23 protein-coding genes are annotated in these 26559 nt (G+C 64.9%); 14 read left to right on the forward strand and 9 right to left on the reverse strand.

The window, feature by feature from the left end:
• The coding region (locus tag H7225_RS13450) for a calcium-binding protein (RefSeq protein WP_290662631.1) at positions 1–656 on the forward strand (656 nt) is incomplete at its 5' end.
• 231 nt (positions 657–887) lie between these two features.
• Here the strand turns inward: H7225_RS13450 and recJ are convergent.
• The gene (gene recJ / locus H7225_RS13455) at positions 888–2609 is read right to left on the reverse strand and encodes a single-stranded-DNA-specific exonuclease RecJ (protein WP_290662633.1); all 1722 of its coding nucleotides are present in this window, start codon (positions 2607–2609) and stop codon (positions 888–890) included.
• 19 nt (positions 2610–2628) lie between these two features.
• Positions 2629–3627: a hypothetical protein gene (locus H7225_RS13460; protein WP_290662635.1), complete on the reverse strand. Its 999-nt coding sequence runs from the start codon at positions 3625–3627 to the stop codon at positions 2629–2631.
• A 34-nt stretch (positions 3628–3661) separates the two neighbouring features.
• Between H7225_RS13460 and H7225_RS13465 the strand changes: the two genes are divergently transcribed.
• The 4 genes from H7225_RS13465 to H7225_RS13480 all read left to right on the forward strand — a co-directional run bounded on the left by H7225_RS13465 (position 3662) and on the right by H7225_RS13480 (position 8990).
• Complete coding sequence (locus H7225_RS13465; protein ID WP_290662637.1) at positions 3662–4915, forward strand: lipoprotein-releasing ABC transporter permease subunit; 1254 nt, start codon at positions 3662–3664, stop codon at positions 4913–4915.
• Positions 4908–5606, forward strand: a complete 699-nt coding sequence (lolD, locus tag H7225_RS13470; RefSeq protein ID WP_290662639.1) for a lipoprotein-releasing ABC transporter ATP-binding protein LolD — start codon at positions 4908–4910, stop codon at positions 5604–5606. Before H7225_RS13465 ends, lolD begins: the two co-directional genes overlap by 8 nt.
• 239 nt (positions 5607–5845) lie before the next feature.
• The gene (locus H7225_RS13475; protein WP_290662641.1) at positions 5846–6691 is read left to right on the forward strand and encodes a TatD family hydrolase; all 846 of its coding nucleotides are present in this window, start codon (positions 5846–5848) and stop codon (positions 6689–6691) included.
• A 73-nt stretch (positions 6692–6764) separates the two neighbouring features.
• The gene (locus H7225_RS13480; protein ID WP_290662643.1) at positions 6765–8990 is read left to right on the forward strand and encodes a helicase-related protein; all 2226 of its coding nucleotides are present in this window, start codon (positions 6765–6767) and stop codon (positions 8988–8990) included.
• Between the two features lie 18 nt (positions 8991–9008).
• Here H7225_RS13480 and H7225_RS13485 read toward each other — a convergent pair whose 3' ends face one another.
• Together H7225_RS13485 and H7225_RS13490 are read right to left on the reverse strand one after the other, a co-directional pair.
• The gene (locus tag H7225_RS13485; RefSeq protein WP_290662645.1) at positions 9009–9944 is read right to left on the reverse strand and encodes a lipase secretion chaperone; all 936 of its coding nucleotides are present in this window, start codon (positions 9942–9944) and stop codon (positions 9009–9011) included.
• A gap of 72 nt (positions 9945–10016) precedes the next feature.
• Positions 10017–10973: a triacylglycerol lipase gene (locus tag H7225_RS13490; protein ID WP_290662646.1), complete on the reverse strand. Its 957-nt coding sequence runs from the start codon at positions 10971–10973 to the stop codon at positions 10017–10019.
• Positions 10974–11229: 256 nt separating this feature from the next.
• Between H7225_RS13490 and H7225_RS13495 the strand changes: the two genes are divergently transcribed.
• Positions 11230–11508 carry a hypothetical protein gene (locus tag H7225_RS13495; protein ID WP_290662648.1) on the forward strand — a complete coding sequence of 93 codons (279 nt, stop codon included), beginning with the start codon at positions 11230–11232 and terminating at the stop codon, positions 11506–11508.
• Between the two features lie 66 nt (positions 11509–11574).
• Positions 11575–12822: a DEAD/DEAH box helicase gene (locus H7225_RS13500; RefSeq protein WP_290662650.1), complete on the forward strand. Its 1248-nt coding sequence runs from the start codon at positions 11575–11577 to the stop codon at positions 12820–12822.
• Between the two features lie 7 nt (positions 12823–12829).
• Here the strand turns inward: H7225_RS13500 and gshA are convergent, their stop codons facing one another.
• The gene (gene gshA, locus H7225_RS13505; RefSeq protein ID WP_290662652.1) at positions 12830–14368 is read right to left on the reverse strand and encodes a glutamate--cysteine ligase; all 1539 of its coding nucleotides are present in this window, start codon (positions 14366–14368) and stop codon (positions 12830–12832) included.
• A gap of 193 nt (positions 14369–14561) precedes the next feature.
• On the opposite strand from gshA, the gene H7225_RS13510 reads away from it, so the two are divergent.
• Together H7225_RS13510 and H7225_RS13515 are read left to right on the forward strand one after the other, a co-directional pair.
• Positions 14562–15254, forward strand: coding sequence for a hypothetical protein (locus H7225_RS13510; protein ID WP_290662654.1), 693 nt, complete (start codon positions 14562–14564; stop codon positions 15252–15254).
• A gap of 57 nt (positions 15255–15311) precedes the next feature.
• On the forward strand, positions 15312–16076 hold the full coding sequence (locus H7225_RS13515) for an SDR family oxidoreductase (protein WP_290662656.1): 765 nt from the start codon (positions 15312–15314) through the stop codon (positions 16074–16076).
• Between the two features lie 6 nt (positions 16077–16082).
• Here the strand turns inward: H7225_RS13515 and H7225_RS13520 are convergent, their stop codons facing one another.
• Both H7225_RS13520 and H7225_RS13525 read right to left on the reverse strand, forming a co-directional pair.
• On the reverse strand, positions 16083–16664 hold the full coding sequence (locus H7225_RS13520) for an MOSC domain-containing protein (RefSeq protein WP_290662658.1): 582 nt from the start codon (positions 16662–16664) through the stop codon (positions 16083–16085).
• 238 nt (positions 16665–16902) lie between these two features.
• On the reverse strand, positions 16903–17439 hold the full coding sequence (locus H7225_RS13525) for a DNA-deoxyinosine glycosylase (RefSeq protein WP_290662660.1): 537 nt from the start codon (positions 17437–17439) through the stop codon (positions 16903–16905).
• Positions 17440–17561: 122 nt separating this feature from the next.
• On the opposite strand from H7225_RS13525, the gene H7225_RS13530 reads away from it, so the two are divergent.
• Both H7225_RS13530 and H7225_RS13535 read left to right on the forward strand, forming a co-directional pair.
• The gene (locus tag H7225_RS13530) at positions 17562–18329 is read left to right on the forward strand and encodes a spermidine synthase (protein WP_290662662.1); all 768 of its coding nucleotides are present in this window, start codon (positions 17562–17564) and stop codon (positions 18327–18329) included.
• Positions 18326–20134 (forward strand): type II/IV secretion system protein, encoded by a 1809-nt coding sequence (locus H7225_RS13535; RefSeq protein ID WP_290662664.1) that lies wholly within the window; start codon positions 18326–18328, stop codon positions 20132–20134. The genes H7225_RS13530 and H7225_RS13535 overlap by 4 nt, the downstream gene beginning before the upstream one ends.
• 638 nt (positions 20135–20772) lie before the next feature.
• Here the strand turns inward: H7225_RS13535 and H7225_RS13540 are convergent.
• Positions 20773–23097: an ATP-binding protein gene (locus H7225_RS13540; RefSeq protein ID WP_290662666.1), complete on the reverse strand. Its 2325-nt coding sequence runs from the start codon at positions 23095–23097 to the stop codon at positions 20773–20775.
• Positions 23098–23107: 10 nt separating this feature from the next.
• A complete protein-coding gene (locus H7225_RS13545; RefSeq protein WP_290662667.1) occupies positions 23108–23833 on the reverse strand; it encodes a response regulator transcription factor in 726 nt (241 codons plus the stop codon).
• A 170-nt stretch (positions 23834–24003) separates the two neighbouring features.
• On the opposite strand from H7225_RS13545, the gene surE reads away from it, so the two are divergent.
• Genes surE through H7225_RS13560 form a run of 3 tightly spaced genes read left to right on the forward strand, consistent with a single transcriptional unit; the run spans position 24004 to position 26555 of the window.
• Positions 24004–24756, forward strand: coding sequence for a 5'/3'-nucleotidase SurE (gene surE / locus H7225_RS13550; protein WP_290662669.1), 753 nt, complete (start codon positions 24004–24006; stop codon positions 24754–24756).
• A complete protein-coding gene (gene pcm, locus H7225_RS13555; protein ID WP_290662671.1) occupies positions 24753–25607 on the forward strand; it encodes a protein-L-isoaspartate O-methyltransferase in 855 nt (284 codons plus the stop codon). Before surE ends, pcm begins: the two co-directional genes overlap by 4 nt.
• Before the next feature lie 45 nt (positions 25608–25652).
• Positions 25653–26555, forward strand: a complete 903-nt coding sequence (locus H7225_RS13560; RefSeq protein WP_290662673.1) for a peptidoglycan DD-metalloendopeptidase family protein — start codon at positions 25653–25655, stop codon at positions 26553–26555.
• Positions 26556–26559: the final 4 nt, after the last annotated feature.

Genomic DNA, 26559 nt, shown 5'->3' on the forward strand with positions numbered 1-26559 from the left:
CCTACATCGTCAACTCGATCGATGATCTGGTCTATGAGTTCGCTGGGGCCGCCAACGGCACTGCGGATGAGGTCAAGTCCAGTGTTTCTTACTCCGTTGATCAACGGTTCACACAGGGCGTCGAGAACCTCACCCTCACAGGGGCAGGCAGCATCAACGGCACGGGGAATGCTTCCAGCAATGTGCTGACGGGCAACAGTGGTGCCAACACATTGGCAGGCGGAGGGGGCAACGACACCTACCGTGGCGGATTGGGCGCCGATGCATTGGTGGCCGCTTCGGGCACATCCAACGACACCTACATCTGGGGTCGAGGCGAGGGCGCGGACACCTTGAGCGATGCCGGCGGCACCGACCAACTCAGCGTGCTGGTCGGCGTCACCGCCGACCAATTGTGGCTGCGCCATGTGGGCAATAACCTGGAACTGTCGGTGATCGGCACCACCGACAAGTTCACCATTAACAACTGGTACACGGCGGTAGCCAACCAGGTCGAGAGCGTGAAGCTGTCGGACGGCAAGGCACTGATCGCCAGCAAGGTAGAGAATCTGGTCAATGCCATGGCCGGGTTCACGCCACCTGCGGCGGGCCAGACCACCTTGCCAGCCAACTACCAAACGTCCCTCAACCCGGTGATCGCGGCCAACTGGGCATAAGGCCCCTCAGCGAAGCAACCATGCGCATCCTCTTCATCCACCAGAACTTCCCTGGCCAGTTTCGCCGCATTGCCCAATCCTTGGCGGCGCAGCCCGGCTGGGAAGTGCTGGTAGGGTTAGGCCGCCGCACGGTGTCAGGCATGGAGGGGGGGCGCTGGCACAGCAAGATGCAGCAGCCCGATACAGCTTTGCTGGCGAACAGGCCTATCGGCAATTTCTGGAACGAAAATTCTAGGCGTCCGCCAAACCTTCCACCATGATCTGAACGCGCTGGCGTCCCTGGTATTCGTCCAGGCCGATGCGAAACGCCAGGTGCACTTTGTCGGGCAGCGGTTCCGTGCGCCCAAACCAGATGCCATCGCGCACCTGGCCTTGCACCCGCAGGCTCAGCTTCATGTGGCGCGTGCCGACCAGGCGCTGGCTGATCACCTCGACCGCGTCGCTGAAGACGGGTGTGTCAAAGCCCGGCCCCCACACCGTTTGCTCCAGTGCCGATGCCGTCTCAGGCGTGAACCATTGCGTTTCCAACGGGCCGTCTGTGCTGATCTGGCGCGCCAGCAGGCTGGGGTCCAGGCCCTCGTGGGCGACCAGCATGATGGCTTGCTCGAAGGTGTCGAAATCTTCCTCCAGGATGGTGCAGCCGGCCGCCATGGCGTGGCCGCCGAACTTCTTCAGCAAACCCGGGTGGCGTTTGCTGACCAAGTCGAGCGCATCGCGCAAATGAAAGCCGGGGATCGACCGGCCCGAGCCTTTGAGCAGGCCGTCCTGGCCCAAGGCGAACACGAAGGTGGGGCGGTGCTGGCGGTCTTTCAGGCGCGAGGCGACGATGCCCACCACGCCTTCGTGAAATTCCGGATCGAAGATGGCGATGGCGGGCGGCGGTTCGTCTTCGGGCATCAGTGATTCGAGCAGCGCTTCGGCTTGCTCGCGCATGCCGGTTTCCAGCTCGCGGCGTTCGCGGTTGATGGCGTCCAGTTGCTGGGCCAGTTCTTGCGCGCGGCCCACATCATCGGTCAGCAGGCATTCGATGCCCAGGCCCATCTCGGCCAGGCGGCCCGCCGCGTTCACACGGGGCCCCAGGGCGAAACCGAAGTCCTGGCTCGAAGCTTTGACGGGATCGCGCCCCGCCGCGACAAACAGCGCCGCGATGCCCGGCTGCATGCGGCCCGAGCGGATGCGTTTGAGGCCCAGGCTGACCAGTCGGCGGTTGTTGGCGTCCAGGCGGCCCACATCGGCCACGGTGCCCAGTGCCACCAGGTCAAGCAGGCTGTCGATGCGGGGCTGGTTGGCGGCATCGAAGGCGCCGCGTTGGCGGAGTTCGGCGCGCAGGGCCAGCAGCACGTAGAACATCACGCCCACGCCCACCAACGCCTTGCTGGCAAAGGGGCAATCGGGCTGGTTGGGGTTCACGATCACGTCGGCCAGCGGCAGGCTGACCTGGCCATCCGCGTTGACCACGGGCAAGTGGTGGTCGGTGATGACGACCTGGATGCCCAGGGCATGGGCACGGTCCACGGCTTCGTGGCTGGCCATGCCGTTGTCCACGGTCATCAGCACCTTGGCCTGCTTGGCGTGCACCATCTCCACGATGGGTGGCGTGAGGCCATAGCCGTGCAGGGCCCGGTCGGGCACCACGAAGCTGATCTGGCCGGGCAGGGCGCCCAGCATCTTCAAGCCGCGCAAGCCCACGGCGCAGGCGGTGGCGCCGTCGCAGTCGTAGTCGGCCACGATGCAGATGTGCTGGTTTTGCTCGATGGCATCGGCCAACAGGCGAGCGGCTTCCAGCGCGCCTTTCAGCTCGCTGGGCGGCAGCAGTTTGGCAGGGGCATCGTCCAGTTCATCGACGTGGCGCACGCCGCGCGAGGCGAACAGGCGCGCCAGCAGCGGGTGCACGCCGGCTTGCTCAAGCGCCCAGGTGGTGCGGGCGGGGACGTCTCTGGCGGTGATTTTCATGGGGCGGGATGGGGCCAGTTCAAAGTGTGGCGAGCAGGGCCGAAGGCAAGGTGCCGGGGCGGCCCAGCCAGCGCTGGGCGCGGCTGATCAGGCGCTGCGAGAAAGAGGGCGCAGCGGGGGCGCTCAAGGTGATGGCGCTGCGCTCGCCGCACAGCGTCAGCTCAATGGTTTGGCCGGCGTCCAGCGCGGCGCAGGCGGCTTTCAACACGGTGCCGTCCAGCGCATGCCAGGTGGCAATCCAGTCGGCCAGGTTGCTGGCGAGCAAGGGGGCGCGCAAATCGATCACCAACTCTGTGCCTTCGGGCAAGGTTGGCGTGGCTTGGCTGGGCAATTGCCCGGTGCCGCTCAGCCAGAAGGAGTTGACGGTCAATTGGCCGGCCGCCTCGCGCGGCGCGTTGAGCGGGTGCTCGTACATCAGCATCTGCACTTCGTTTTGCAGGCGCTTGATCAGGCGGGCTTGCGGGTGGTCGGGCATCCACACATCGGGGTTGCGGCCAATGACCCGGTCCAGCGAAGCGGTGGGCAGGCTGGTCAGCGAGGGGTGGGCGGCGTACCAGCGGGTCGGGTTGGCGTAGAGCAGGGTCCAGCCCTCCTCTTCGAACCAGGGGCTTAAAACCTCCAGGAAAGCGCGGGCCTCTGCGTCTGTCAGGCGCAGTTCATCGGGGTCGAGCAGGGTCAGGGTTTCGCGGCCCATCAGCCAGTGGCAGGGGCTCAGGAGGCCCCAGGCCAGGCCTTCGGTGGCGATGCCGCTGGCCTGCGCCTGCCAGGCCGCCCAGGGCAAGGTGCCGTCGGCCAGGTCGCCCCAGCCCAGGCGCGAAGCCAAAACGCGCTCGTGGGGCATGGCCCGGGCGTACTCATCGCCATCCAGGCGCTGGGAATGGGTTAACCGCCCCAGGAGTTGGTGCAGGTGAGGTAACTGCTGGGCGTCGTCCAGCCGGGGCAGGGCCTGCTGGCAAGGTTCGGACAGGCTGGCCGCGAAAGGCAGGATCAAATGCTGAGAGGGAATCGAGGCGGGCATCCGGGGATTATCAAGTGAGTACACTTCGCCCACCATGAACCTTCCCTATGAATGGCGAGTTGGTTGGCGCTACACCCGCGCCGGCCGAGGTGCCCGCCGCAATGGCTTTATCTCTTTCATCTCGGGTGTGTCCGTCCTGGGCATTGCCCTGGGCGTGGCGGCGCTCATCATCGTTTTGTCGGTGATGAACGGCTTCCAGAAGGAGGTTCGCGACCGCATGCTGTCCGTGATTGCCCACGTCGAGATCTACGACGCGCATGGCGGTCCGCTGGACGACTGGAAGGCCTTGGCGGCCAGGGCCCGCCAGAATCCGCAGGTGATTGGTGCGGCGCCTTTCGTGCCGGCACAAGCCTTGATCGCGCGGGGCGAGAACATGCGCGGCACCATGGTGCGCGGCATCGTGCCCGACGAAGAGATCACGGTAACGCCTTTGGCTGCGCAGATGAAGTCCACCATGGCTTTGCTGACGCCGGGCAGTTGGGGCGTGGTGATTGGCGCCGAGTTGGCCAACGGCATGAATGTGCGCGTGGGCGATCCCATCACCTTGGTGGCCCCCAGTGGCCAGGACACGCCTGCAGGCGTGGTGCCGCGCATCAAGCAGGTCACCGTGGTGGGCACTTTCAATGCGGGCCACTATGAATACGACAACGGCCTGGTGCTGATGCACGCCGACGATGCCGCGAAGTTGTTCCGCACGGGCGGTCTCACCGCGGTGCAGCTCAAGCTCAAGGATTCGCAAGACGCCCGCGTGGTGGCCGGCGAGTTGGCCGTGTCGCTGGGCAGTGATGTGGTCGTCAACGACTGGACGCGCACCAACCGCAACTGGTTCGATGCCGTGCAGGTTGAAAAACGCATGATGTTCATCATCCTGACCTTGATCGTGGCCGTGGCCGCTTTCAACCTGGTTTCAACCTTGGTGATGACGGTGACCGACAAGCGCGCCGACATCGCCATCTTGCGCACCCTGGGCGCCACGCCAGGCTCCATCATGGGGATCTTCATGGTGCAGGGCGCGCTGTCGGGCATCCTGGGCACGCTGAGCGGCCTGGGCCTGGGCCTGCTGGTGGCCTTCAATGTGGGCGCCATCGTGCAGTTCATCGAGCATTTGTTGGGCGTGCACTTTCTGCCGGGCAGCATCTACCTGATCAGCCGCATGCCCAGCGATCCGCAAGCCGGTGACATCGTGCCGATTGCCGTGATCTCGCTGGTGCTGTCTTTCCTGGCCACGATCTACCCCAGCTGGCGCGCCAGCCGAGTCCAGCCCGCCGAGGCTTTGCGTTATGAATGAGCCCATGTTGTCGTCGCCCGATTTGATCCTGCACGCGCAGGGCCTGACCAAACGCTTCACCGAAGGCCCGCTGGACGTGACGGTGCTGCAGGGCGTGGACCTGACCATCTCGCGGGGTGAGGTCCTGTCCATCGTCGGTGCATCGGGATCGGGCAAGAGCACGCTGCTGCATTTGCTGGGGGGGCTGGAGGCGCCCACCTCCGGTCGCGTGCAACTGATGGGCCGCGATTTCTCGCAGCTCAACGCGGCGCAGCAAGGCGGCTGGCGCAACCAGCACCTGGGCTTCATCTACCAGTTCCACCATTTGCTGCCTGAGTTCTCGGCCGTGGACAACGTGGCCATGCCGCTGTTGATCCGGCGCCTGTCGTTGCCTGAGGCGCGCCAGCGGGCCATGGCCATGCTGGCCCGTGTGGGCTTGTCATTGCGCGGCGAGCACCGTCCGTCTGAGTTGTCGGGCGGGGAGCGCCAACGCGTGGCCGTGGCCCGAGCCTTGGTCAGCCAACCTGCCTGCGTGCTGGCCGACGAGCCCACCGGCAACCTGGACCGGGGCACCGCCGATGGCGTCTTCGACCTGATGCTGCAGGTGGCCAAGGAGCAAGGTACTGCCTTCGTCATGGTCACGCACGATGACAGTCTGGCCCACCGATGTGACCGCTACCTGCGGCTGGTCCAGGGCCGTCTGGCGGCCTGAGCGCACCGATTCAACGCGCAGTTTCTTTGACAGAAGACGGCCGAAGCGACCAGCGGCAAGCGCCTCACTGGACCTGGCGCCCACCATTGTCGAGAAAGGTACCTTGAAGATGGCGCCTTCTGCGCAGACGCACTGGATTTTTGGGGCGTGCTTGGGTTGGAGTGCTTTGTCTGGGCAGCGCGCGCCCCGCGCCACACAGAAAAACGCCAACAACCGTCGAACACTACACTAGCCCGACCATGTGGATCGACACCCATTGCCACCTTGACGCCCCCGAGTTCGACGCCGACCGCCAAGCCGTGATCGAACGCGCCTCGCAAGCGGGCGTCGGGATGATCGTCGTGCCGGCCGTCATGCCCTCCACCTTCGAAGCCGCCCGCCAGGCCGCCTTGCAATGCCATGGCACCTACGCCCTCGGCATCCACCCCTTGTTCGTCAAACAAGCAGGTGACGACGCCATCGACCAATTGCGGGCCGCCCTGCAACAGCACCACGCCGACCCGCGCCTGGTGGCCATCGGTGAGATCGGCCTGGACCACTTTGCCCTCAGCTTGAAAGACGAAGCCAGCAACGCCTTGCAGGACCGCATCTATGCCGCGCAACTGGCGCTGGCCGTGGAGTTTGAGCTGCCCGTGATCGTGCACGTGCGCCGCAGCGCCGACGACCTGCTCAAGCACCTGCGGCGGCTGAAGCAACAAGGCAAGGCGATACAAGGGGGCATCGCGCACGCCTTCAACGGCAGTGCCCAACAAGCGCAGGCCTTCATCGACCTGGGCTTCAAACTGGGCTTCGGCGGTGCCATGACTTTTGACCGCGCCTTGCAGATCCGGCGCCTGGCCGCTGATCTGCCCGGTGATGCCATCGTGCTGGAAACCGACGCACCCGACATCCCGCCCCACTGGCTGTACGTGCTGGAAAAAGACCGCGCCAAGGGCATCTCCAGCCGCAACGAGCCCGCCGAGTTGCCCCGCATCGCGCAGACCCTGGCCGCCTTGCGCGGCTGGTCGCTGGAGCAGGCCCGCGACCTCACCACGGCCAACGCGCTCCAGGCTTTGCCCCGCCTTCAAACCCTGATTCGCGCCTGAGCGGACAATACCCCTTTCCCCTGGCGACATCGCCACCCTCTTTTCCCCTTGACCGGGGACACGCACCGCCTCCATGTCCGCCACCGCTCCCGATCCCCGCAGCCTGCCCATTCCCCGCCACGCCAGCCGCGTTCCCCCGCACCTGAATGCCGAACAAATCGGCCGCATCCGCCAGGCCGCCTACAACCTGCCGCAGGTGGTCAAACCGGCCGATTTCATCCCCGAGAACACCCCGAATTTCGAGGACTACCTGGATGGCCAGGGCCTGATCCTGCTGCAAAAGGCCGTGTCTGGCGCGCGGCCCAGCCGCTGGATTGCGCCCGAGTTGATGGACCTCGCCCTGCGCCACCTGGATGCCATCGGTGGCGGCCGCGAAGTGCGCACGGTCATGCTCGACCGAGCCACGGCGCTGGAGGCGCTCGGGCTGTTCCGACGCGGCCATGATTGGGACAGGCTGATCAGCCAGACCTTGGCCGTGCCTGATCAGGGCTGGAAAGTGGTGGTGTCCTTCAAAGTGCCCATCGATGCCGAGCAGGTCTGGGACTTTTACCGAACCGGCGACAAGCCCGCGTTGATCAAAAGCCTGGGCACGCCACCAGCCTACGGGCATGCCGATGAGCTGCTGGCCCACCTGCAAGCGCTGCTGGCCCGGGCCAAGGTGAGTAACCCGCGCCAGATGGCCTCCTTGCTGCCGCGGCTGCAGGCCGAGTGCGGTACCCCCCAGCCGTTTGATGCCCTCAAGGCCGCGTGCACCCGCGCCCTGGAGCGCTGGGAGCACCACGAAGCCGAGCTCGACACCCTGGACGACCTGAACGACCAACTGGCCTTTGATGGCTACCCCGACACCTTCCAGAAAGCGCGCCAACTGCAGCGCAAGGTCACCCTGTATGTGGGGCCGCCCAACAGCGGCAAGACCCACGCCGCCTTCGAGCGCCTGGCCAAGGCCAGCAAGGGGGCCTACCTGGCGCCGCTGCGCCTGCTGGCCCTGGAAGGCCGTGACCGGCTGCAAGGGCGCGGCGTGGCCTGCTCGCTGCTGACCGGTGAAGAAAGCGTGCCGGCCGACGGCGCCGCGGTCGTGTCCAGCACCATCGAAATGGTCGGCACCAACGAGCCCATCGAAGTCGCCGTCATCGACGAAGCGCAGATGATTTTCGATGCCTTCCGTGGCTGGGCCTGGACCCAGGCCATCGTGGCCGTGCCGGCCGACGAGGTCATCATCATCTGCTCGGCCTACGCCGTGCCCGCCATCCAGAACCTGCTGCGCCTGTGTGGCGAGGACTGCGAGGTCAAGCACTTTGAGCGCAAGCAGCACGTGCAACTGTTGCCCGCGCCCCTGTCCATCAATGCCCTGAAAAAAGGCGATGCCGTGGTGGCTTTCAGCCGCCGCGAAGTGCTGATGCTGCGCGACCAGATCGCCGCCAATGGCAAGACCGTGTCGGTGATCTACGGCGCTTTGCCGCCTGAGGTGCGCCGCCGCGAGGCCGAGCGCTTTGCTCAGGGTGAGTCGCACGTGCTGGTGGCCACCGACGCCATCGGCATGGGTCTGAACCTGCCGATCCGGCGCGTGCTGTTCAGCACCATGGTCAAGTACGACGGCCAGACCGACCGGCCGCTCACCGTGTCCGAGGTCCACCAGATCGCGGGCCGGGCAGGGCGTTTCGGCATGCACGACGAAGGCTTCGTCGGCGTGCTCAAGGAGGCCGAACCCACGGCATTGCGCATGCTGCGCGACTTGCTGCCCAAGCAGCCCAAAGCGCCGATTGATTTCAAAGCCCCCGTGGCGCCCAACTGGTGGCACGTCGAGACCATCGCCACGCGCCTGAAGAAAGACCGCTTGCGCGACGTGCTCGGCATCTTCATGGAACAGCTGGAGCTGGACGACGCCCACTTTGCGGTGGCCGAACTCGAGCAGATGCTGGACCTGGCCGCACAGCTTGACGCCAGCGCTGGCAAGCTGACATTGCGCGAACGCTTCATCTACGCCCAGGCGCCGGTGGACACCCGCACCGAATCCCAGGTGCAGGAGTTCCTGAACTGGACGCATTACCACGCGCTCACGGGCGAGGCGGGCAGCCCCTGGTTCCTGGAGGACGTGGATGAGCACAGCCGCCTGGAGCGCATGGAGCAAGCCCTGCGCTCTTGCACCCTGTGGCTTTGGCTGGACCTGCGCTTTCCCAACGTCTACGGACACTTGGACCGCGTGGTAGACCTGCGCGGCCGCCTCAACGATGGCATTGAGAGCCACCTCAAAGGCAAGAAGCCTTTGTGGCAGACGCGGGGTCGTCCGCGCCGGCCTTGATGACGAACGGTGTGAGGCTCAGATGCGCAACAGGGCCTGCACGCGCATTTGCTCGTCGGGCGCGAAGTTGGATTTCACGTAGCTGACGATCTCGGCCTTGCGTTGTGCATCCGACAGGTTGGATGCCTTTTGCAGACGTTCCCACTCGCGCTGGGCGCCGCTCAGGCGCGCTTCCCACTGCGCCCACTCCTCGTCGGCCTTGGCCAGCCGATCGGCCGCGGCCTCGCCATAGCGGGCCACGCGTTCGGCGCGCACGGCGGCCGGGTCCTTGCCAGGCGCCATCTGGGGCACGGGCTCACCCGGATCGGGTGGAGGCGGTTGGCCTGATTCCAATTGGGCGTAGTAGTCCTCGAAGTGCTTCTCGTCGTCCTTGAAGAACGCCTCGGCCCAGGGCGCACCCAGAACCTGGCGCCGCACGGAGCGCTGCTCTTCAAACACCGGCTTCCAGGTGGCACGGTCGGACTGGACGAACTTGTTGCGCCAGTCGTAGGTGCGAACCTGCCAGTACTTGTCCCAGACGGCCATGATTTCGCCGGCCAGTTGGGCACCGTTCTCGCGTTTGGCTTCGTCCTGGATCAGGCTGCGAATTTCTTCAATGGTGACTTCGCCCAGGCCCAGCACGTAGTACTCGAAACGGCTGCGCAACTCGCCACAGGGTTTGAGCTTTTGCTCGGCCACGCACCAACTGCCGGCGGCCTCGGTGCCCGCGAACGAGCCTTCTTTGAACAAGCGACGGCGTACTTCGTCGGGGGAGCGCACTGGCGAAGCGGGCTTGGCGGCCCCCAGACCAAAGGCGCGACCGGCGTCGGCGATTTGCCAGGTGCTTTCACCTTCGGCGTGCGATGGTGACGAGTCGGATTTTGACGTCACCGCGCCCTGCTGCCACAGCAGCCAGGCCCCACCGCCCACCACGGCTGCGGTCAAGCCTGCGACCCAAGCTTTGCGTGTTTGCATCGGACATTCCCATTGAATTGAAAAAGGGCCAACTTCGCGTGAAATTGGCCCCCCGGCGGTACTGAGAGGAAATTACAGCGCCAAAGCCTTCAGGCGGCTGGCTTGTTGCTTGTAGAAAGCGACTGGATCAGGATCGCCCTTGCCAATGGTGCCCAGGACTTGGTTGACTTCGTCCAGGTGGTTCCAGTGGTAGTTGTCCTTGATGACCTTGCCCCAATGGCTGGAGCACTGGCTGACCAGGCCGTCGTTGGCTTCGCCCTTGAAGTAGTCGCCGGTGTAGGCCAGCAGCACGTCGGAGATGTCCCAAGCGTTGGTCTTGACGGCTGTGCCGGAGATCGAATACCAGCGGATGCTGTTGCCATTGACGCTGGCCACTTCAGGACCTTGACCGCAATCGCTGGTAGGGGCGCCTGCGGGGTACTTGGCGTTGAAGGCCGCGGCACCAGGGGTGCTCAAGGCGCCGAGGGCGGTCAGCAGGTCAGCTTGCTTGTAGGTGCCATTGCCGGACAGCCAGCCGATCAGTTGCAGACCACCGGTGGCGACTTTGTCAAAGGTGCCGTCAGGCGTGGTGCCGGCCAGGATGACGTCAGCGACCTTGCTGCCGAAATGGGTGCCCGCGACCGTGGTCACGCTGGCCACCAGGGAAGGCACCGTGCCCGCTGCGTAGCGAACGGTGGGGCCGCCATGGCTGTGACCGATCAGGTTGAACTTCTTGACGCCGTCTGCGGCGGCCCATTGCTGGAGTTGCCTCACCAGCTCTTCACCACGGAATTCGGTGGTTTGCGACGGGTTCACCGAGGCCACGTAGACGGTGGCGCCGTCCTTGCGCAGGCTGTTGGGGATGTTGTAGAAATACTGGATGCCCAGGATGTTGTCAAAACCGATGAAGCCGTGCACCAGCACCAGGGGGTACTTGGTCTGGGAGCCGGTGGTGGTGGTGGCTGCTTGGGCAGCAGGGGCGGCGATCACGGCGGCGCCAGCGACTGCAACGGCGGCGCAAACAGCACGCATGGAGAAAATCGATGTCATGGCTTGATTCCTTGGGTTGTTGTTGATGGGCTAACTGCTGTGATGAATGTCTCGCGGAACGAATAACGAGCCTCGGGTGGTAACCCTTGAATCCGGGGTTGTTCCCACCCCGAAACAATGGGGGTCAGGTAGAAGGCGCGTCAGAACGCAGCGGATGTCGGAGATGTCCTACGGGCAGGCGAGGTCGTGTCCGAATGTCTGTCGTCCATGGTCGATCCACCATGGTTGTTTCCCACATCAAGAGAGAGGCCCCCATATGAAAAAGCTTTCAATTCTTCTCATCAGCTTGTTGTCGTCTGCGGCGGTGTTTGCGCAGGCGGAGCCGTCCGGTCGGGAAATCGTCATGAACACCGACCAGGACAAGGTGGCCGAGGTCGAGCGCCATGCCCAGGAGCTGAAAGACAAGCAGGACGCGGCCATCAACGCGGCCGAGCCCACAGCGGCGGGCCCCAAGCACCAGGCCAAGCGGCATCACAAACGCATGCACAAGCATGAGATGCCCAAGGCCGACATGCCCTCGCCTGCTCCCCAGTGAATCAATGGCCGGATGGCCGCATTGCTCGGGTAACCTCGGCATATCCAGCAACTGGCGCGGCCATTCATGTCATTCGAGTCTTTAGGTTTGTCCCCAGCCCTGGTTCGCGCCACCCGCGAACGGGCTTATCTTGAGCCCACGGCCATCCAGGTCGGGGCCATTCCTGCAGCATTGCGTGCCGCTGACGTGCTGGGTTGTGCGCAAACCGGCTCGGGCAAAACGGCGGCATTCGCCCTGCCCATCTTGCAGCGCCTGTCGGATATCCGCCGCGATCGACCGCGCCAGGTCCACGCCCTGATCCTGGTGCCGACCCGCGAGTTGGCCGCTCAGGTGGGTGACACCTTCCGCAATCTGGCGCAGTATCTGCCCGAGCCTTTGAAAATCGCCATTCTTTTCGGTGGCGTCTCCATCAATCCGCAGATGATGGGTTTGCGCGGCGGTGCCGACATCGTGGTGGCCACGCCCGGGCGTTTGCTCGATTTGGTCGAGCACAACGCGCTCAGGTTGGGCGATGTCCAAACTTTGGTGCTGGACGAGGCCGATCGCCTGCTGGACCTTGGCTTTGCCGACGAGTTGGCACGCGTGCTGGAAGAATTGCCAGCGCGGCGCCAGAACCTGTTTTTTTCAGCCACCTTCCCGCCGGCGGTTCAAAGCCTGGCCGATCAGTTGCTGCGCGACCCGGTTCGCATCGAAGTGGCGGCCGAGCCCGAAGAAAAGCCGGACATCTTGCAGCGGGCGATCGAGGTCGACACGGCCAAACGCACCCCCCTGCTGCGCCACCTGATCAAAGAGCAAGGCTGGACGCGGGTGCTGGTCTTCGTGGCCACCAAGTACGCGACTGAGCTGGTGTGCCACAAGCTGGGCCTGGCCGGCATCCACGCGCAGGCTTTCCATGGCGAGCTCAGTCAGGGCGCGCGCACCCAGGTTTTGTCGGATTTCAAGGCGTCGCGGCTGCAGGTGGTGGTGGCCACCGATGTGGCGGCGCGGGGCATTGATGTCGCACGTTTGCCGGCCGTGGTGAACTACGATCTGCCGCGCTCGGCGGTGGACTACACGCACCGCATTGGCCGCACTGGCCGGGCCGGTCAAAGTGGCGTGGCCATCAGCTTTGTCACGCCAGATGCCGAAGCTCATTTCAGGCTGATTGAAAAGCGCCAGGGCGAGCGGGTGCCGCGCGAGCAGATCCCTGGTTTTGAGCCGGTCGAGGCGGCCCCTGGGCCCGTGTCCGACGTGAACGGCGGCGTCAAGGGCCAGCGTCCCAGCAAGAAAGACAAGCTGCGCGCGGCGGCGGCACGCGGCGGCTCGTCCACCTGAAGACGGGTCAGTCTTTGCGCGCGGTGCCCAGGCGTTTGGTGGCCAGGTACTCGCGCCGGTAGATCTCGAAGGGCATGGTGTCTGCCGCTTCGATGCGGGCTTGCTCATGAATCGACTCGCGCGCCATGAGCTCAAAGTGCGCTTGCTGTTCGGCATCCCAGGGCGCGTCCAGCAAAGTCTGCCGAGACTGCGTTGATTGCGCGCGAACAAAATCCACGTAGACCTTGTCATGCGCTTGCATCAAGGCGGTCAGCACGCGGGCTGAGGGCAGCGTTTCGGGGTGGTTCAGCGCGTCCAGGGCTGCCTGCCACGCTGTCATGTGGCCGTGGTCGCCCTGGGCCGCGTCCAGGGCCTGGGCGATGGGCTCGCATTGCTGGATGACCTCGCGTGCCCAATCGGCCAGCACCACCTCGCGGCCTTGGCGTTCCAGCGTCAAGCCAGGTTCGCGGCCGCGCGAGGCAGTGCGGTGCTGGTTGCGCGCCAGCTCGGCGATCTCTGGGGCCGTGTCTGGTGGGCTGTCCAGCAACAGGCAGTGCAGCAGGAAGGTGTCCAAAAAGCGCGCCGTGCTGTCGTCAATGCCGACGGGCAGGAAGGGGTTGAGGTCCATGCAGCGCACCTCCACGTATTCGACACCGCGCTCGCGCAGGGCGTGCAGCGGGCGCTCACCCGGGAAGATCACGCGCTTGGGCCGGATGGTGCCGTAGAACTCGTTCTCGATCTGCAGCAAGGTGGTGGACAGTTGCCGGTAGTCGCCCTCCGGGCCCTGGATGCCGATGGCTTGATAAGGCGGGTAGCTGCGCGTGAGGGCATCTTGCAGCGAGGCGCCGTAGCCTTCCAGGCCGTTGTAACTGACCGAGAGCGACGATTGCGCATCGCTCTGGTAGCCAAGCCGCCCCATGCGCAGTGAGGTGGCGTAAGGCAAGTACAGCGTGCGGTCGCTCAAGGTGTCCAGGCCATGCTGCTGGCCCGCCACAAAGCTGGGGCAGACGGCGGGCGAGGCCCCAAACAGCAGCAGCAGCAAAAACGACTGGCGTCTGAAATTGCGGATCAGCGCGAAGTAGTCCTCGTTGGACATGCCGGGCAGCGACCAGTTGTAATGGATGCCCGAGATGGTCTGCATGCGCGGGCCATAGCGGTTGGCCAACCCGATGCGGTACACGCTCTTGGCCTGGCCCACGTTCGACGTGCCGTAGTGGCCAATGGGGATGCCTTGATCGGCCGGCAGGATGCTGGGCATGCTACTGACCCACAACTGCTCGTCGCCAGTTTGTGCCAATGAGCGGTAGACGAACTGGTGGATTTGCGTCAGCTCGGCGATGGCGGCTTGCACGCTGCCATGGGCACCGGTCACCAGCTCAATCTGTGACTCGCTGAAATCGGTGGTGATGCTGGGGCTGGCCAAGGCCGAGCCCAGGGCGGCCGGGTGGGGCGTCAAGGCCAGGCGGCCATCAGGGTGCACGCGCAGGCTTTCTTTTTCGATGCCTCGGCGGATGCCTTTCAATCGCTCGGGCGAGAGCGTGCGCAAGCGTTCGTCAAAACTGGTCACGCTCGGGTCTCCTGAATCGTGTTGGACGCGAAGGTACCAGAGTTGGTCAAAACCTGCTGGCGATGCGGGCGCTGCACATGGTTCTGCCTAAATCTTCTGGTAAAGGCGCGAAAAGTCGCGTACTTTACGGTGTCGGCCTGAGCATTTTGTTTCATAGTTGTAGAAGCATGGTCGACCTGCCTTTCGAACACCAATGTGCCTCATCATCAAGAAGCCCGCCGGGCGCACGATTTGCGCTGATTTTTTGAAGAACGCCTGGGAACGCAATTTCCACGGCTGGGGTGGTTTCTTCGTCCAGAACGGCGAAGTGGTCTGGGCGCGAGGCTTGGCTTTTGACGAGCTGCTTGAATACAACCGCCGCCTGCCCGCCCATGTCGAGGCTTGCATTCACCTGCGCAAGGCCACGTATGGCGAGGTGAACCACGACATGGCGCACCCCTACGTCGTCAGGCCAGGCCTGATGTTGATGCACAACGGCAGCATTGCCCACTTGGCCCCACAAGATCCCGCTTTCAGCGACACCTCCGAGCTGGCGCGCCTGCTGGGCGATTTGCTGAAAGGCCTGTCAGACGCGCAGGCCCGCGACTTGATCCGAACCCAAGCTTTTGCCCGCTTGACGGCGCCCTTGATCGAGGGATCAATGGTGGTGCTGATGGACCAGGACGGCGTGGTGCGCCTGGGCCGCGATTGGCACACCGTCAAGAGTTGCGAATGGACCGGGGCCATGACCGGCATCCAGGTTTCCAACTCGCACACCTGGGGCGAAAAGGCCCGGGCGCTGTCGCAGCAAGCGCGGCGCGGTTCCTGGCAGGGGCTGGTCCATGCCCTGCAGGTGCGCCTGGCCCCGGCTTTCCGGGTCATTGGTCGGGCCGCCTCCGGCCGCTGACGGCCTGGCATAAGATCTTCTGCTGGCCGCGCGTGGCGGTCATCAGGAGAGATCATCTTGAGCAAAAAAGTCTGTGTCGTGACCGGCTCGTCGTCCGGCATTGGTGCGTCCACCGCGCGTTTGTACGCTCAGCATGGCTGGGACGTGGTGATCAATTTTTCGCGCGATCCGGTGCCGGCTGAAGCCGTGGCGGCAGACTGTCGCGCACTGGGCGCCGAGGTGCTGGTCGTCAAGGCCGACGTGGCGCTCAATGAAGATTGCGTGCGCCTGGCGGCCGAGGTCCAGGCCCGCTTTGGCCGGGCCGATGTGCTGGTCAACAACGCGGGCACCACCAAGTTCGTGGGGCTGAAAGACCTGGATGGGCTGGAGGCCGATGACTTTCACCGCATCTACAGCGTCAACGTGGTCGGCGCCTATCAAATGATCCGGGCCCTGGCGCCTTTGTTGAAGCAGAACCCGGGCGCGGGCATCGTCAACATCTCGTCGGTGGCGTCGATGATGGGCGTGGGCTCGTCCATCGCCTACATGGCCTCCAAAGGCGCCTTGAACGCGATGACGGTGGGCCTGGCGCGTGCCCTGGGCCCTGAGATCCGGGTCAATGGCGTGGCCCCGGGCTTGGTTGAAACCCCTTGGTTGCAAAACGGCTTGGGCGAGGCGCGCTATGCCGCGTCGGTGCAGGGCTACAAGGCCCGTGCCGCCCTTGAGAGCGTGCTCAGCCCCGAGGACGTGGCCGAGGCGGCCTGGTGGCTGGGCGCAGGCGCGGCCAAAACCACCGGCGAGGTGCTGTTGGTGGACGCGGGCTTGCGGATCACCAAGGCGTGAACTGGTTTAAAAAAGTGCGTCTTGGTCGGCATGCGGTGAGCGTTTGGCCATGACCGCATCGCCCACCTTGATCGACCCGCCTGCCAGCACGCGGGCATTCATGCCGCCATGTCCGCGCATCGCGTTGTAGCCGCCTGGGCCCAGCAGCGCTTCCATTCGCGAGCATGGCTCGCACGGGCCGGTGATTTCCAGCATCACCTCGTTGCCGAGGCACAGCACCATCGGCTCGTTTTTGAACAGTGCGCGGGCGGCCAGCAGGTTCAAGCCCGACACCACCAGGTTGCGCCTGAGCAGCATGGGATCGACCTGGCCCAGGCCCAGGCCAAGGAAGGCCGCGATCACAGGCAGGTGCTCGGCCTGGATCAGGGTGACCTGACGTTTGCCACTACCGCCAGCGCCTGATGGCTTGCGCGCCGAGGCGCGGTCGCCAGCCAGCCCTTGATCCATCAGCACCTGAACGCGGTCGACGTGCACCGTGGGCGCGTGCCGCTCGGGCCGCAGGATGATGCGGTCCAGCCGACCTGGCCGGGGAAACTGCTGGACCAGATGGTGCAGGTTGCTGGGGTCGATCGTGCTGAGTGAGGTCACTGGGCTGAATCCTGAAGGCAAGGCCCACAGGCTACCGCATGGCGGCGCGCATCAATGTGCCGGCACGCCCCCGCTTCCATTGCCACCGGTTGTTCAGGATCGCGTCCACCAGGGGCCGCCGACGGGGCGCGGGCTGTGCGGATTGCCAGTGTGGGCTTGAGCCACCGGCATCAGGGCCAGGCCCGTCAACAGGGCCATGATCGCGCGGCGCAGCCATGCGACGGCCCAGCCATTTGAACTACGTCCGATGGACCCCGAACTCTTGGAGCACCTCGCGCCACGCCGCCAGCTTGCGGTCGAATGACCAGGATGCGTTGGCCGCGCTGGTCGATGGCAGCTTGACGACCGGCAGCCCCAGTGTCTGGGTGACGCGCATGTGTTTTGCGGACTCGCCGCCGTTGTGCGCGATGCCCCGCAAGCCCGGCGCCCATTCACGCAAGCGTTGCAGTTCATTGAGCTGCGCCTGCTCGATCGCGCTGTCCAGGCTGCCTTGCCGCTGGCAATGGGCGTAGACATCCCAGATGCCCAGGCCGTGGGCCCGTGCCGCGTCCAAGCGACATTCATACGGCTGAAGGCGCAGATCGTCTGCGCCGACCAATCCCCACAGCTTTGAGAGGATGAGCCAGAACTGATTGCGCGGGTGGGCGTAGTACTGCTGGTGGGCCAAGGAGGCCATGCTGGGGAAGCTCCCCAGCACCACGAGCCGCGTGTCGGGCGTGATGAGGGGAGGCAGGCCTTGCAAGGTGGGCCGGGCCGGGGGTGGTGAAGCGCTCATCTCCGGTTTATAGCGCGACCATGCCGGACCGGCCTCTGGCATGCGCCACCTCCTGTCGTCTGGGCCCTCGTGCGACACTGACAGCCCCATTCTTGAATGTTTTTCATCACCGCCCAGTACCTGTGAAGCGCAAACTTAAACTGCCCGAAGCCACGCTGTCGGAATCCCGTGGTGTGAGGTGCCTTCACCTGGACACGCCCTGGATCCAGGGCGCCATGCGTGTCAGCAAACCCCTCAAACTGGAGCTGGAGTACATCCAGCGCATGATGGCTTGGCTGCTGTTGCGCGACCCGTCCGCTTTGCCTGACACGCGCTGCGTGCAACTGGGCTTGGGCGCCGCGGCCATCACCAAGCATTGCCATGCCGTGCTGAAAGCGGCCACCACCACGGCGGTCGAGCTCAACCCGACCGTGATCGGCGTGTGCCGCAACTGGTTCAACCTGCCGGACAATGACGAGCGCCTGAACGTGGTCCAGCTTGACGCCGCCAAATACGTCGCCAACGCTGAGCACATCGCCAGCGCCGATGCCCTGTGTGTGGATTTGTACGACCAGGAAGCGGCCAGCCCGGTGCTGGACGACGAGGCCTTTTACCGCGACTGCTGGCGCCTGCTGGCCGACGGCGGCGTGATGAGCGTCAACCTGTTTGGCCGCGATGCCAGCTTTGCGGTCAGCGCAGCCCGCATCGCCGCCGCCTTCGGCCCTGGCCGCACGGCGATGCTCAAGCCCACCCGTGATGGCAATACCATCGTCCTGGCCTGGAAGGGTTTCGAGATGCCAAGCCGAGAAATACTGGCGGAACGGGCCGAAACTTTACAAAATAGATTCGAGCTGCCGGCGGGAAAATGGCTCAAGATTTTGTCCACTTTCACCCCCCGACCGACGACATGACCACGTCAAGCCCGTCCGCACCCGCCAAGCCCGCCAAGAAGCGCTCCCTCACGCACAAGGGGCCGCTGGATTGGAAGTGGCTGTTGGCCTGGTTGACCGAGGACGGCATCATCACCGTCAAGGAAGGCGAGCGCGTCGCCCAGCGATTCGCGGCCGGTGACAGCGCTCAGCACCCCTTGGTGCGCCTGGGCGCCATGGGCCTGAAACGCGCCGACAACGACCACGTGCTCGAACTCGAAGCCCTGACCGAATGGCTGGCCAAGCACTTGGGCCTGGGCTACCTGCGCATTGACCCCTTGAAAGTGGACGTGGCCCGCGTGTCCGAGGTCATGTCCATCAACTATGCCGAGCGGCGCAAGTGCCTGCCCGTGCAGGTGGGCCTGAACGAAATCACCATCGCCACCAGCGAGCCGCTGGACGTGGCCTGGATCGACGAGATCCTGTCGCACACCAAGAAGAACGTGCGCCTGGTCGTGTCCAGCCCGCTGGACTTGCAGCGTTACCGCACCGAGTTTTACACCCTGGCCAAGTCGGTCCGCGACGCCAACAAGAAGGCCGGCGACAGTGTGGCCCACAACTTCGAGCAACTGGTTGAGCTGGGCAAGACCAACCGCCAGTTGGACGCCAATGACCAGGGCATCATCCAGGTGGTGGATTGGCTGTGGCAATACGCTTTCGACCAGCGCGCCTCCGACATCCACCTGGAACCGCGCCGCGAGATGGGCGCCATCCGCTTCCGCATCGACGGCGTGCTGCACACGGTTTACCAGGTGCCGCTGTCGGTGATGCAGGCCATGACCGCGCGGATCAAGCTGCTGGGCCGCATGGACGTGGTCGAGAAGCGCCGGCCACTCGATGGCCGCATCAAGACCCGCAACCCGGCGGGCGACGAAATCGAAATGCGTTTGTCCACCATGCCCACCGCCTTTGGCGAAAAGCTGGTGATGCGGATTTTTGATCCCGACAACACCGTCAAGTCGCTGGAGGCCCTGGGCTTTGCGCCCAATGAGCAAACGACCTGGGAGCAACTGGTCTCGCGCCCGCACGGGATCATCCTCGTCACCGGCCCCACGGGTTCGGGCAAGACGACCACGCTGTACTCCACGCTCAAGCGCATCGCCACTGACGACGTCAATGTCTGCACCATTGAAGACCCGATCGAAATGATTGAGGCGTCTTTCAACCAGACGCAGGTGCAGTCCAACATCGACCTGAACTTCGCCGATGGCCTGCGCGCGCTGATGCGGCAGGACCCGGACATCATCATGGTCGGCGAAATCCGCGACCTGGAAACCGCTGAAATGGCCATCCAGGCCGCCTTGACCGGCCACCTGGTGTTCTCGACCCTGCACACCAACGACGCGGTCTCGGCCATCACCCGCCTGACCGACATTGGCGTGGCGCCCTACCTGATCAGCGCCACCGTGATCGGCGTTCTGGCCCAGCGCCTGGTGCGAACTTTGTGCCCGGTCTGCAAGAAGCCCGATGAGGTTTTGTCGCCCGAAACCTTGGCCGCGTCCATCAAGCCTTGGCGCATGAACGGCACACTGCGGCCTTACCAGCCTGTGGGGTGCCTGGATTGCCGCATGACGGGCTTCAAGGGCCGCGTGGGCCTGTACGAACTGCTGCCCATCACCGAGCCTTTGCGCGCCGCCATGACACCGACGGTGGACATGGCCAAGCTGCGCCAGGCGGCCGCGCAAGAGGGGCTGCGTCCCTTGCGTTTGTCGGGTGTGATGAAGGTGTCGGAAGGGGTGACCACGCTGGATGAGATTTTGCGCAACACGCCGCAGTGGGAAGGTTGAGCTGAGTTGGCCTGGGGTTTGAAGGGCTGAAGGGCGTGGCGTGCTTGGGGCGCGTGCTTTGTATGGGCAGCGCGGGGCGGGGATGAGTCGGAGGCGGGCGGGGCTCCTATGGTGGCGGTCCACCGCGTAGCGGCGGACTGCGCTCGGTGCTCGGCCACGGCGGGCGGCTGCGGAACTCGCGCTGCGCGCTCAAACAGTCCTCGCCGACCCCTCGCTGTGCGAGGGGCAACCCGCCGCTGCCTGCGCGCCTCGCCGCCCCCGAAGTCGCCCCGCCCGCCTCCGCCTCATCCCTAATCGCCCCGCTGGTGGTGCAGCACGATTGCAACCGTGGCATGCCACCAGCGGGGCGAACAAAGGGCTGGGGCGGTTTCCGGCAGGGCGCCTGGCTTGGTGCTGAGAAGCGAAATGCCTATGTGGGCACGCGCAGCGTGCATCGTCATCTGACTGGCCGTGGCTGTTTGAACGAAGCGGCCAAAGGCCGCGCAGTGAGTTCCACGGCCCCACCTCGGCATGAGCATCGCAAGGTAGTCCCGCTACCAGCGGGACCACCAAGCTGAAGCCCTGCCGGAAACCGCCCCAGCCCGCGCCCCGCGCTGCCAAGAAAAAGCCGTGGCCTCAGCCAAGCACCGAACAACGCCTCAAAGCCCATCGCCCGACGGCCCCGCACTGGCCGAGAAATTCTCGACCACCACCTCGCAGCACACCCCCTTGGGCTCGGCTTCGCTCCAGCGCACGGTGCCCCCCAGCTGCTTGACGCGCTTGCGCACACCACCCAGTCCCAGGCCATGGGACCAGGTCTCGGGCGCCCGTCCCAGGCCGTTGTCGGTCACCGTCAGTGACAGCTGATCGTTCGCCAGCACCAACACCACCTGCACCTTGGACGCCTTCGCGTGGCTGATGGTGTTGTTGACCAGCTCACGCAGGATGCGGGTCAGGGCCGACCATTGGCCCATGGACAAGGTCACATCACAGTCCTGCGCCATCTGCCAGGTCAACTCGCATTGCGCGAAGCCCAGGCGCTGATTCAAATCGCGTTTCCACTCGCCGGCGGCTTCGCTCAGGCCATGGCTTTGGGCAGCCAGCCCGCGTGTCAGCGTCTTCAAGTCTTGCAATGTGTGGCGGATGTATTCCTCAATGTCGGCATTGGGTGCCTGGTACATCAGGGTCAGCAGGCGGGCGCCGATGTCGTCATGCAAGTCTTGCGCGATGCGCACGCGCTCTTCGCTGCGGCCTTGCTCCACGGCCTGGTCAAAGCTCAGCACCCGGTGCAACTGGTCAATGATCCGGTCGGCCAGGCGGGCGTCTTCCGAGGTGAACAGTCGCCGACCTTTGTTCGAGTGCTTCAGCACCAGGGCGTGCTTCGAGGGCGTTTCCCTGGTGGGCCGCAAAGAAGGCAGGCGCACCAGCATCACCGAGCCATTGCCGCGCAATTCAGACGCGAACACTTCGCCGCGCGCCACGGTGACTTCCAGCGGATCGAACAACTCGCGCATCAGTCGGGCCATCAGGTCATCGGTCTTGGCGGGGCGGCGCTCCAGCTCGCGCGCCATGCGGTACAGGCGTTCGAAAAGCCGCTCCATCGTGATGGGATCGCGCCCTGGAAGGCGGGTCATCAGCCAGCGCCTCACCGTCATGTACACACCGAAGGACAGGAACAGCGACAAGGTCATCGACGTGAACTGGCCCAGCGAAAACACCGCCACGAAGAGCAGGTCGAGCGAGGCTGCCACGGTGCTAGAGGCGGCCAGCAGCGAGAACTCCTGCAAGATCTGTTTGGAGCGCGACAGGTAGGGCGCCAGCAGCAGCTCGGAGGCGAAGAACACATGCCAGGTCATCACGCCAAAGGTGGTGATGTTGAGCAGCATGTCAGGCCGCGCGCCACCTTGTGCCACGGCCACGCTCAACAATACCCAGGTCGCCAGCGTGATGATTGAAAAGCGCTGCAAGACCAGCGTGAATGGGTGGGGCGAGGCGCGGTAGGCGGCACCCATCAGCATGATGGCGGCCGCCGTCATGACCGTGCAGCCGGTGTGCAACCAAAGCCAGCTGCTGGGGTGATCCAGGCTCATGGTCGTGATGCCCAGGCCGGCGGCGGCGGCCCAGCCCAGGGCCATGAAGTAAGGCCAGCCTTTCAAGCGGCGGGGGTGCAGCACGGCCACCTGGATCATGGCGGCCGCGGTGATCAGGTCCAGGCCGCCACGCGCGCGCATGTCCAGCGTCATGAACCACTCCGGCAGGAACAGGTCCAAATTGGTCTCGACCGCGATGAACATCAACTGCCCCGCCTGGCTCAAGGCCAAGGCCAGGTAGGCCAGGTTGCGCAATTGCGGCCCGGCCAGCACCACCACGGCGCCCACGGCAAACAGGGTCATGGCCAGGGCCGACAGCAACCAGAACAGGGGGCTCAAGCCTGACCAGCCGCGCGGTGTGATCAACACCGGCTCGTCCGGCGCATTGACCAACTGCAACTGCACCACCTTGTTGTCGCCCGGCAAGGCCGCGAGCAATCGAGCCACTCCCAGGTGCAGGTCCACAAAGTGCTGGCGTTGGTCGGCGTCACTGATCCAGCGCCCAGAGCGTTGCAAGGCCAACATCTCGATGGGCGTTTCCAGGACCAGGGTGCTGCCGTGGGCCTGAACGATTTCGCCGCGCAGGCCTTCCAGGATGTGCCCTTCCAGGCGTTGCATCGCGGGGTTGTCCACCGAATGCAAGCGGACCGTGCCTTCTGCCGTGGCGCGCAAGGTCACGGGCAGCCGGGGTTGGCCGGACAGCCAATGCCCCACCAGAAGCACCAGCACGAAGCCCATCAGCACCGCGCCCACCAGCATGCGCAGACGCCAGCCAATCCAGCGCGGCAGATCGTGCGAGCCCTGCAGCACCTCGTCCAGCGTGGGGATGTAGCCGGAGCCTCCGATCAGCAAATCAGGCGCAGCGCGGGGCGGCGAGGTGTCCATGGCCGGCATGGCGCGAAACTCAGACCAGGCCTTGCTTGCTGGCCAGCACCGCCGCTTCTGCACGGCTGGACACGTTCAGTTTTTTGTAGATGGATTTGATGTGGTCGTTGACCGTGAACCACTTGATGCCCATCAAGGCCGCGATTTCCTTGATGGTGAAGCCCTTGCTGAGGTAAGTGAGCACTTCGCTTTCACGCGGCGTCAGGCGTTCATGGTCCAGTGGGGCGGCGGGTGCGGGCGCGCTGACGGGGGCAGCGGCAGGCGCGGCCGGTGCATGGCCCGCCAGCAAACCATCGCCAGTGCGGAAATGCGTCAGCAGGCGGCGGGCAATGGCGGGCGACAGGGGCGGCTGGCCCCGCACGATTTTTTGCAGCTCTTCCACCAGGACCTCGAAACGGTCCTCTTTCAGCAGGTAACCGTCGGCGCCGCACTGCAGGGCAGGGAACAGGTGTTCGTCGTCCGAGTAAAGCGTGGTCACGATGCGCGTGGCCGGGTAGTTGGCCAGCTCGGTCAGCAATTCCAGGCCGCTGCCGTCGGGCAACTCCAGATCGACCATGATCAATTGGTAAGGATCGTCGCAGGCGGCGGCTCGGCCACGGGCTTTGTGGCCCAGCAGCCGTCGCGCGGCTTCGAGATCGCCGGCTTCGGCGATGCTGCTGATGTCGCTGAAGCTTTCGCGCACCACGCGGCACAAAAAGCCCCGGGCGACCGGGTTGTCTTCGAGAATCAGAACCTTGACAGCCATGGAGCCCCTCCCGAAGCTTGCTGCCAGGGACGGCAAGCCGGGGTTAATCTGCACCCCTGACCACCCGGGGCGAACAATCTTTGATTATCCGCATGTCTACACATGCCGTCATTCGAAATCGCATCGTTCCAACACCAAGATGGGTGGTCCTCACTCCTACAATTGGCAACATGCACATATTGATCGCCAACGACGACGGCTACCTGGCCCCCGGCCTCCAGGCTTTGGTCGATGCCTGCCAGGGTTTGGGCACCATTGACGTTTTCGCCCCTGAGCGCAACGCCAGCGGCACCTCCAACTCCCTCACACTGCACCAGCCTTTGAGTGTTCACACGGCGGCCAACGGCTTCCGCTTTGTCACAGGCACCCCGTCCGACAGCGTTCACCTGGCCTTGACGTCGGGTTTGATCGCCAAGCCCGACCTGGTCCTCTCTGGCATCAACAACGGGGCCAACATGGGCGATGACACCCTGTACTCCGGCACGGTTGCGGCCGCCACCGAGGGTTACCTGTTTGGCATTCCATCGATCGCGTTTTCACTGACCGACAAGGGCTGGGCGCACCTGGACGTGGCCGCCCGCGTGGCCCGCCGCGTGGTGGAGGCCGTGTTGGCCAATCCACCACAGCAGGGCCACTTTCTGCTCAACGTGAACATCCCCGCCGATGCCAAGGCCGAATCCGCGCCTTGGCGCACCACGCGCCTGGGTCGCCGCCACGCCAGTTTTCCCGCCATCGCCCAGACCAATCCCCGGGGCGAGCCCATTTACTGGATCGGGCCAGCGGGTGAGGCCCGCGACGTGGGCGAAGGCACCGATTTCGAAGCGACGCGCCAAGGCCTGGTGTCCATCACGCCCCTGCAGGTCGACATGACGCACCACGCCGCCCTGCCGCAATGGCAAACCTGGGTGGGCCAACAGCAGTGAGCGACAAAGCGCCTGAACGCAAAGCCAGCCGGTTTCCCTTGCGGCTGGATCAGATGGGCTCCGCGCGCCCGGCGGCCACAAGCCGCGACACCCTGCTGCTGCGGCCCCAGGCCCCCCTGCAAGCCGCCGAGCGAGACCGCAAGGCCGTCACGGCCCCCCAAGGGCTGGGCCTGGATTCGGTCCACGTGCGCATGCGCATGGTCGACCGCCTGAGGGCCGACGGCCTGCAGAACCCGCGCGTGCTGGCGGCGTTCGCCCGCGTGCCGCGCCACCTGTTTGTCGATACCGCCCTGGTCAACCAGGCCTACGAAGACACCAGCCTGCCCATCGGCCTGGGCCAGACCATCTCCAAGCCCTCGGTCGTGGGTGCCATGATCGCTTTGCTGTTCGCCCGGCCCGGATTGGCGGCAGATGCCTCGCGGCCTTTGGGCATGTGCCTGGAAATCGGCACGGGGTGTGGCTACCAGGCCGCCTTGCTGGCCGACCTGGCTCGCCAGGTGATCTCCATCGAACGGTTGCGCGATCTGCACCTGAAAGCCCGTCGCAACCTGGACGTGGTCCGCCAGCAGCTGCCCGCCTCGCCCGATGTGAGGCTGGTGTATGGTGACGGCATGCTGGGCCATGCGCCTTCCGCGCCCTATGACACGATCATCGCGGCGGCAGGTGGGCGCAGTCTGCCTCAGGCCTGGTTGGACCAGTTGGCCCCCGGTGGGCGTCTGGTGGCCCCCATGGACGATGGCCGAGGCCAAGGACAAGTCTTGACTGTGGTCGATCGACACCTGGATGGTCGGCTTGAGCAAACGGTCTCCGGTGCCGTGCTGTTCGTCCCCTTAAAATCCGGCATCACCTGATGCCTTGGCCGTGGCTGACACGCGCCCGCTTTGAGTCCTCCTCACATGCAAATCATTCTGAATCCCCGCTTGTTGGCCAGCGTTGCGGTCGTGTTGTCCTTGGTGGGTTGCGCCACGCACAACCAGCGCGCGCCGGTTGAAGATCGCAGCCGTTCCGGCGGCAGCAGCGCTGCCTCTGGTGGTGCCAACGCGCCTGCCCGCGCGCTGCCTGGCGCCGAGAACGCCGGCAAGCCCGGTTACTACACGGTCAAACCCAACGACACCCTGATCCGCATCAGCCTGGAAACAGGCCAGAACTGGCGCGACCTGGCGGCCTGGAATAACTTGGTTGATCCCAATCGGATTGAGGTTGACCAGGTGCTGCGCGTGGTGGCCCCGGAGGCCATGGCCAGCGGCGCCTCATCGACCAAGCCGATCGCTTCGCCCAACATTCAGGCCCGGGTCATTGATCCGAAGGCCCCGTCGTCGGCTGCTTCTGGTGTCAAGCCTGGCGCCTCGGGCGCCACGGCAGCGGCCAGTCAGGCAGCCTCGGCAGCCGAGACCGCCAAAGAGCCCGCCGCCAAAGAACCCCGCGAAGCGGATGAGCCCAATTGGCAATGGCCCGCCAACGGCCCTGTGCTGGGCGGCTTTGAAGAAGGCAAGCGCAAAGGCCTGGTCATTGGTGGCAAGGCAGGCGACGCGGTGTTCGCTGCGGCCGATGGCCGCGTGGTCTACGCCGGCTCGGGCCTGCGTGGCTATGGCAATCTGGTCATCATCAAGCACAACGCTGAGTACCTGACTGCCTACGCCCACAACCAGACTTTGCTGGTCAAAGAAGACCAGGCCGTGCGCAAAGGCCAGAAGATCGCCGAAATGGGCTCGACCGATGCCGAGCGCGTGCAACTGCACTTTGAAATCCGCAAACAAGGCAAGCCCGTTGACCCTGCACGTCAGTTGCCCACACGTTGATCGA

This window comes from Aquabacterium sp., from assembly GCF_014378415.1.
Taxonomy (GTDB): Bacteria; Pseudomonadota; Gammaproteobacteria; order Burkholderiales; family Burkholderiaceae_C; genus Aquabacterium.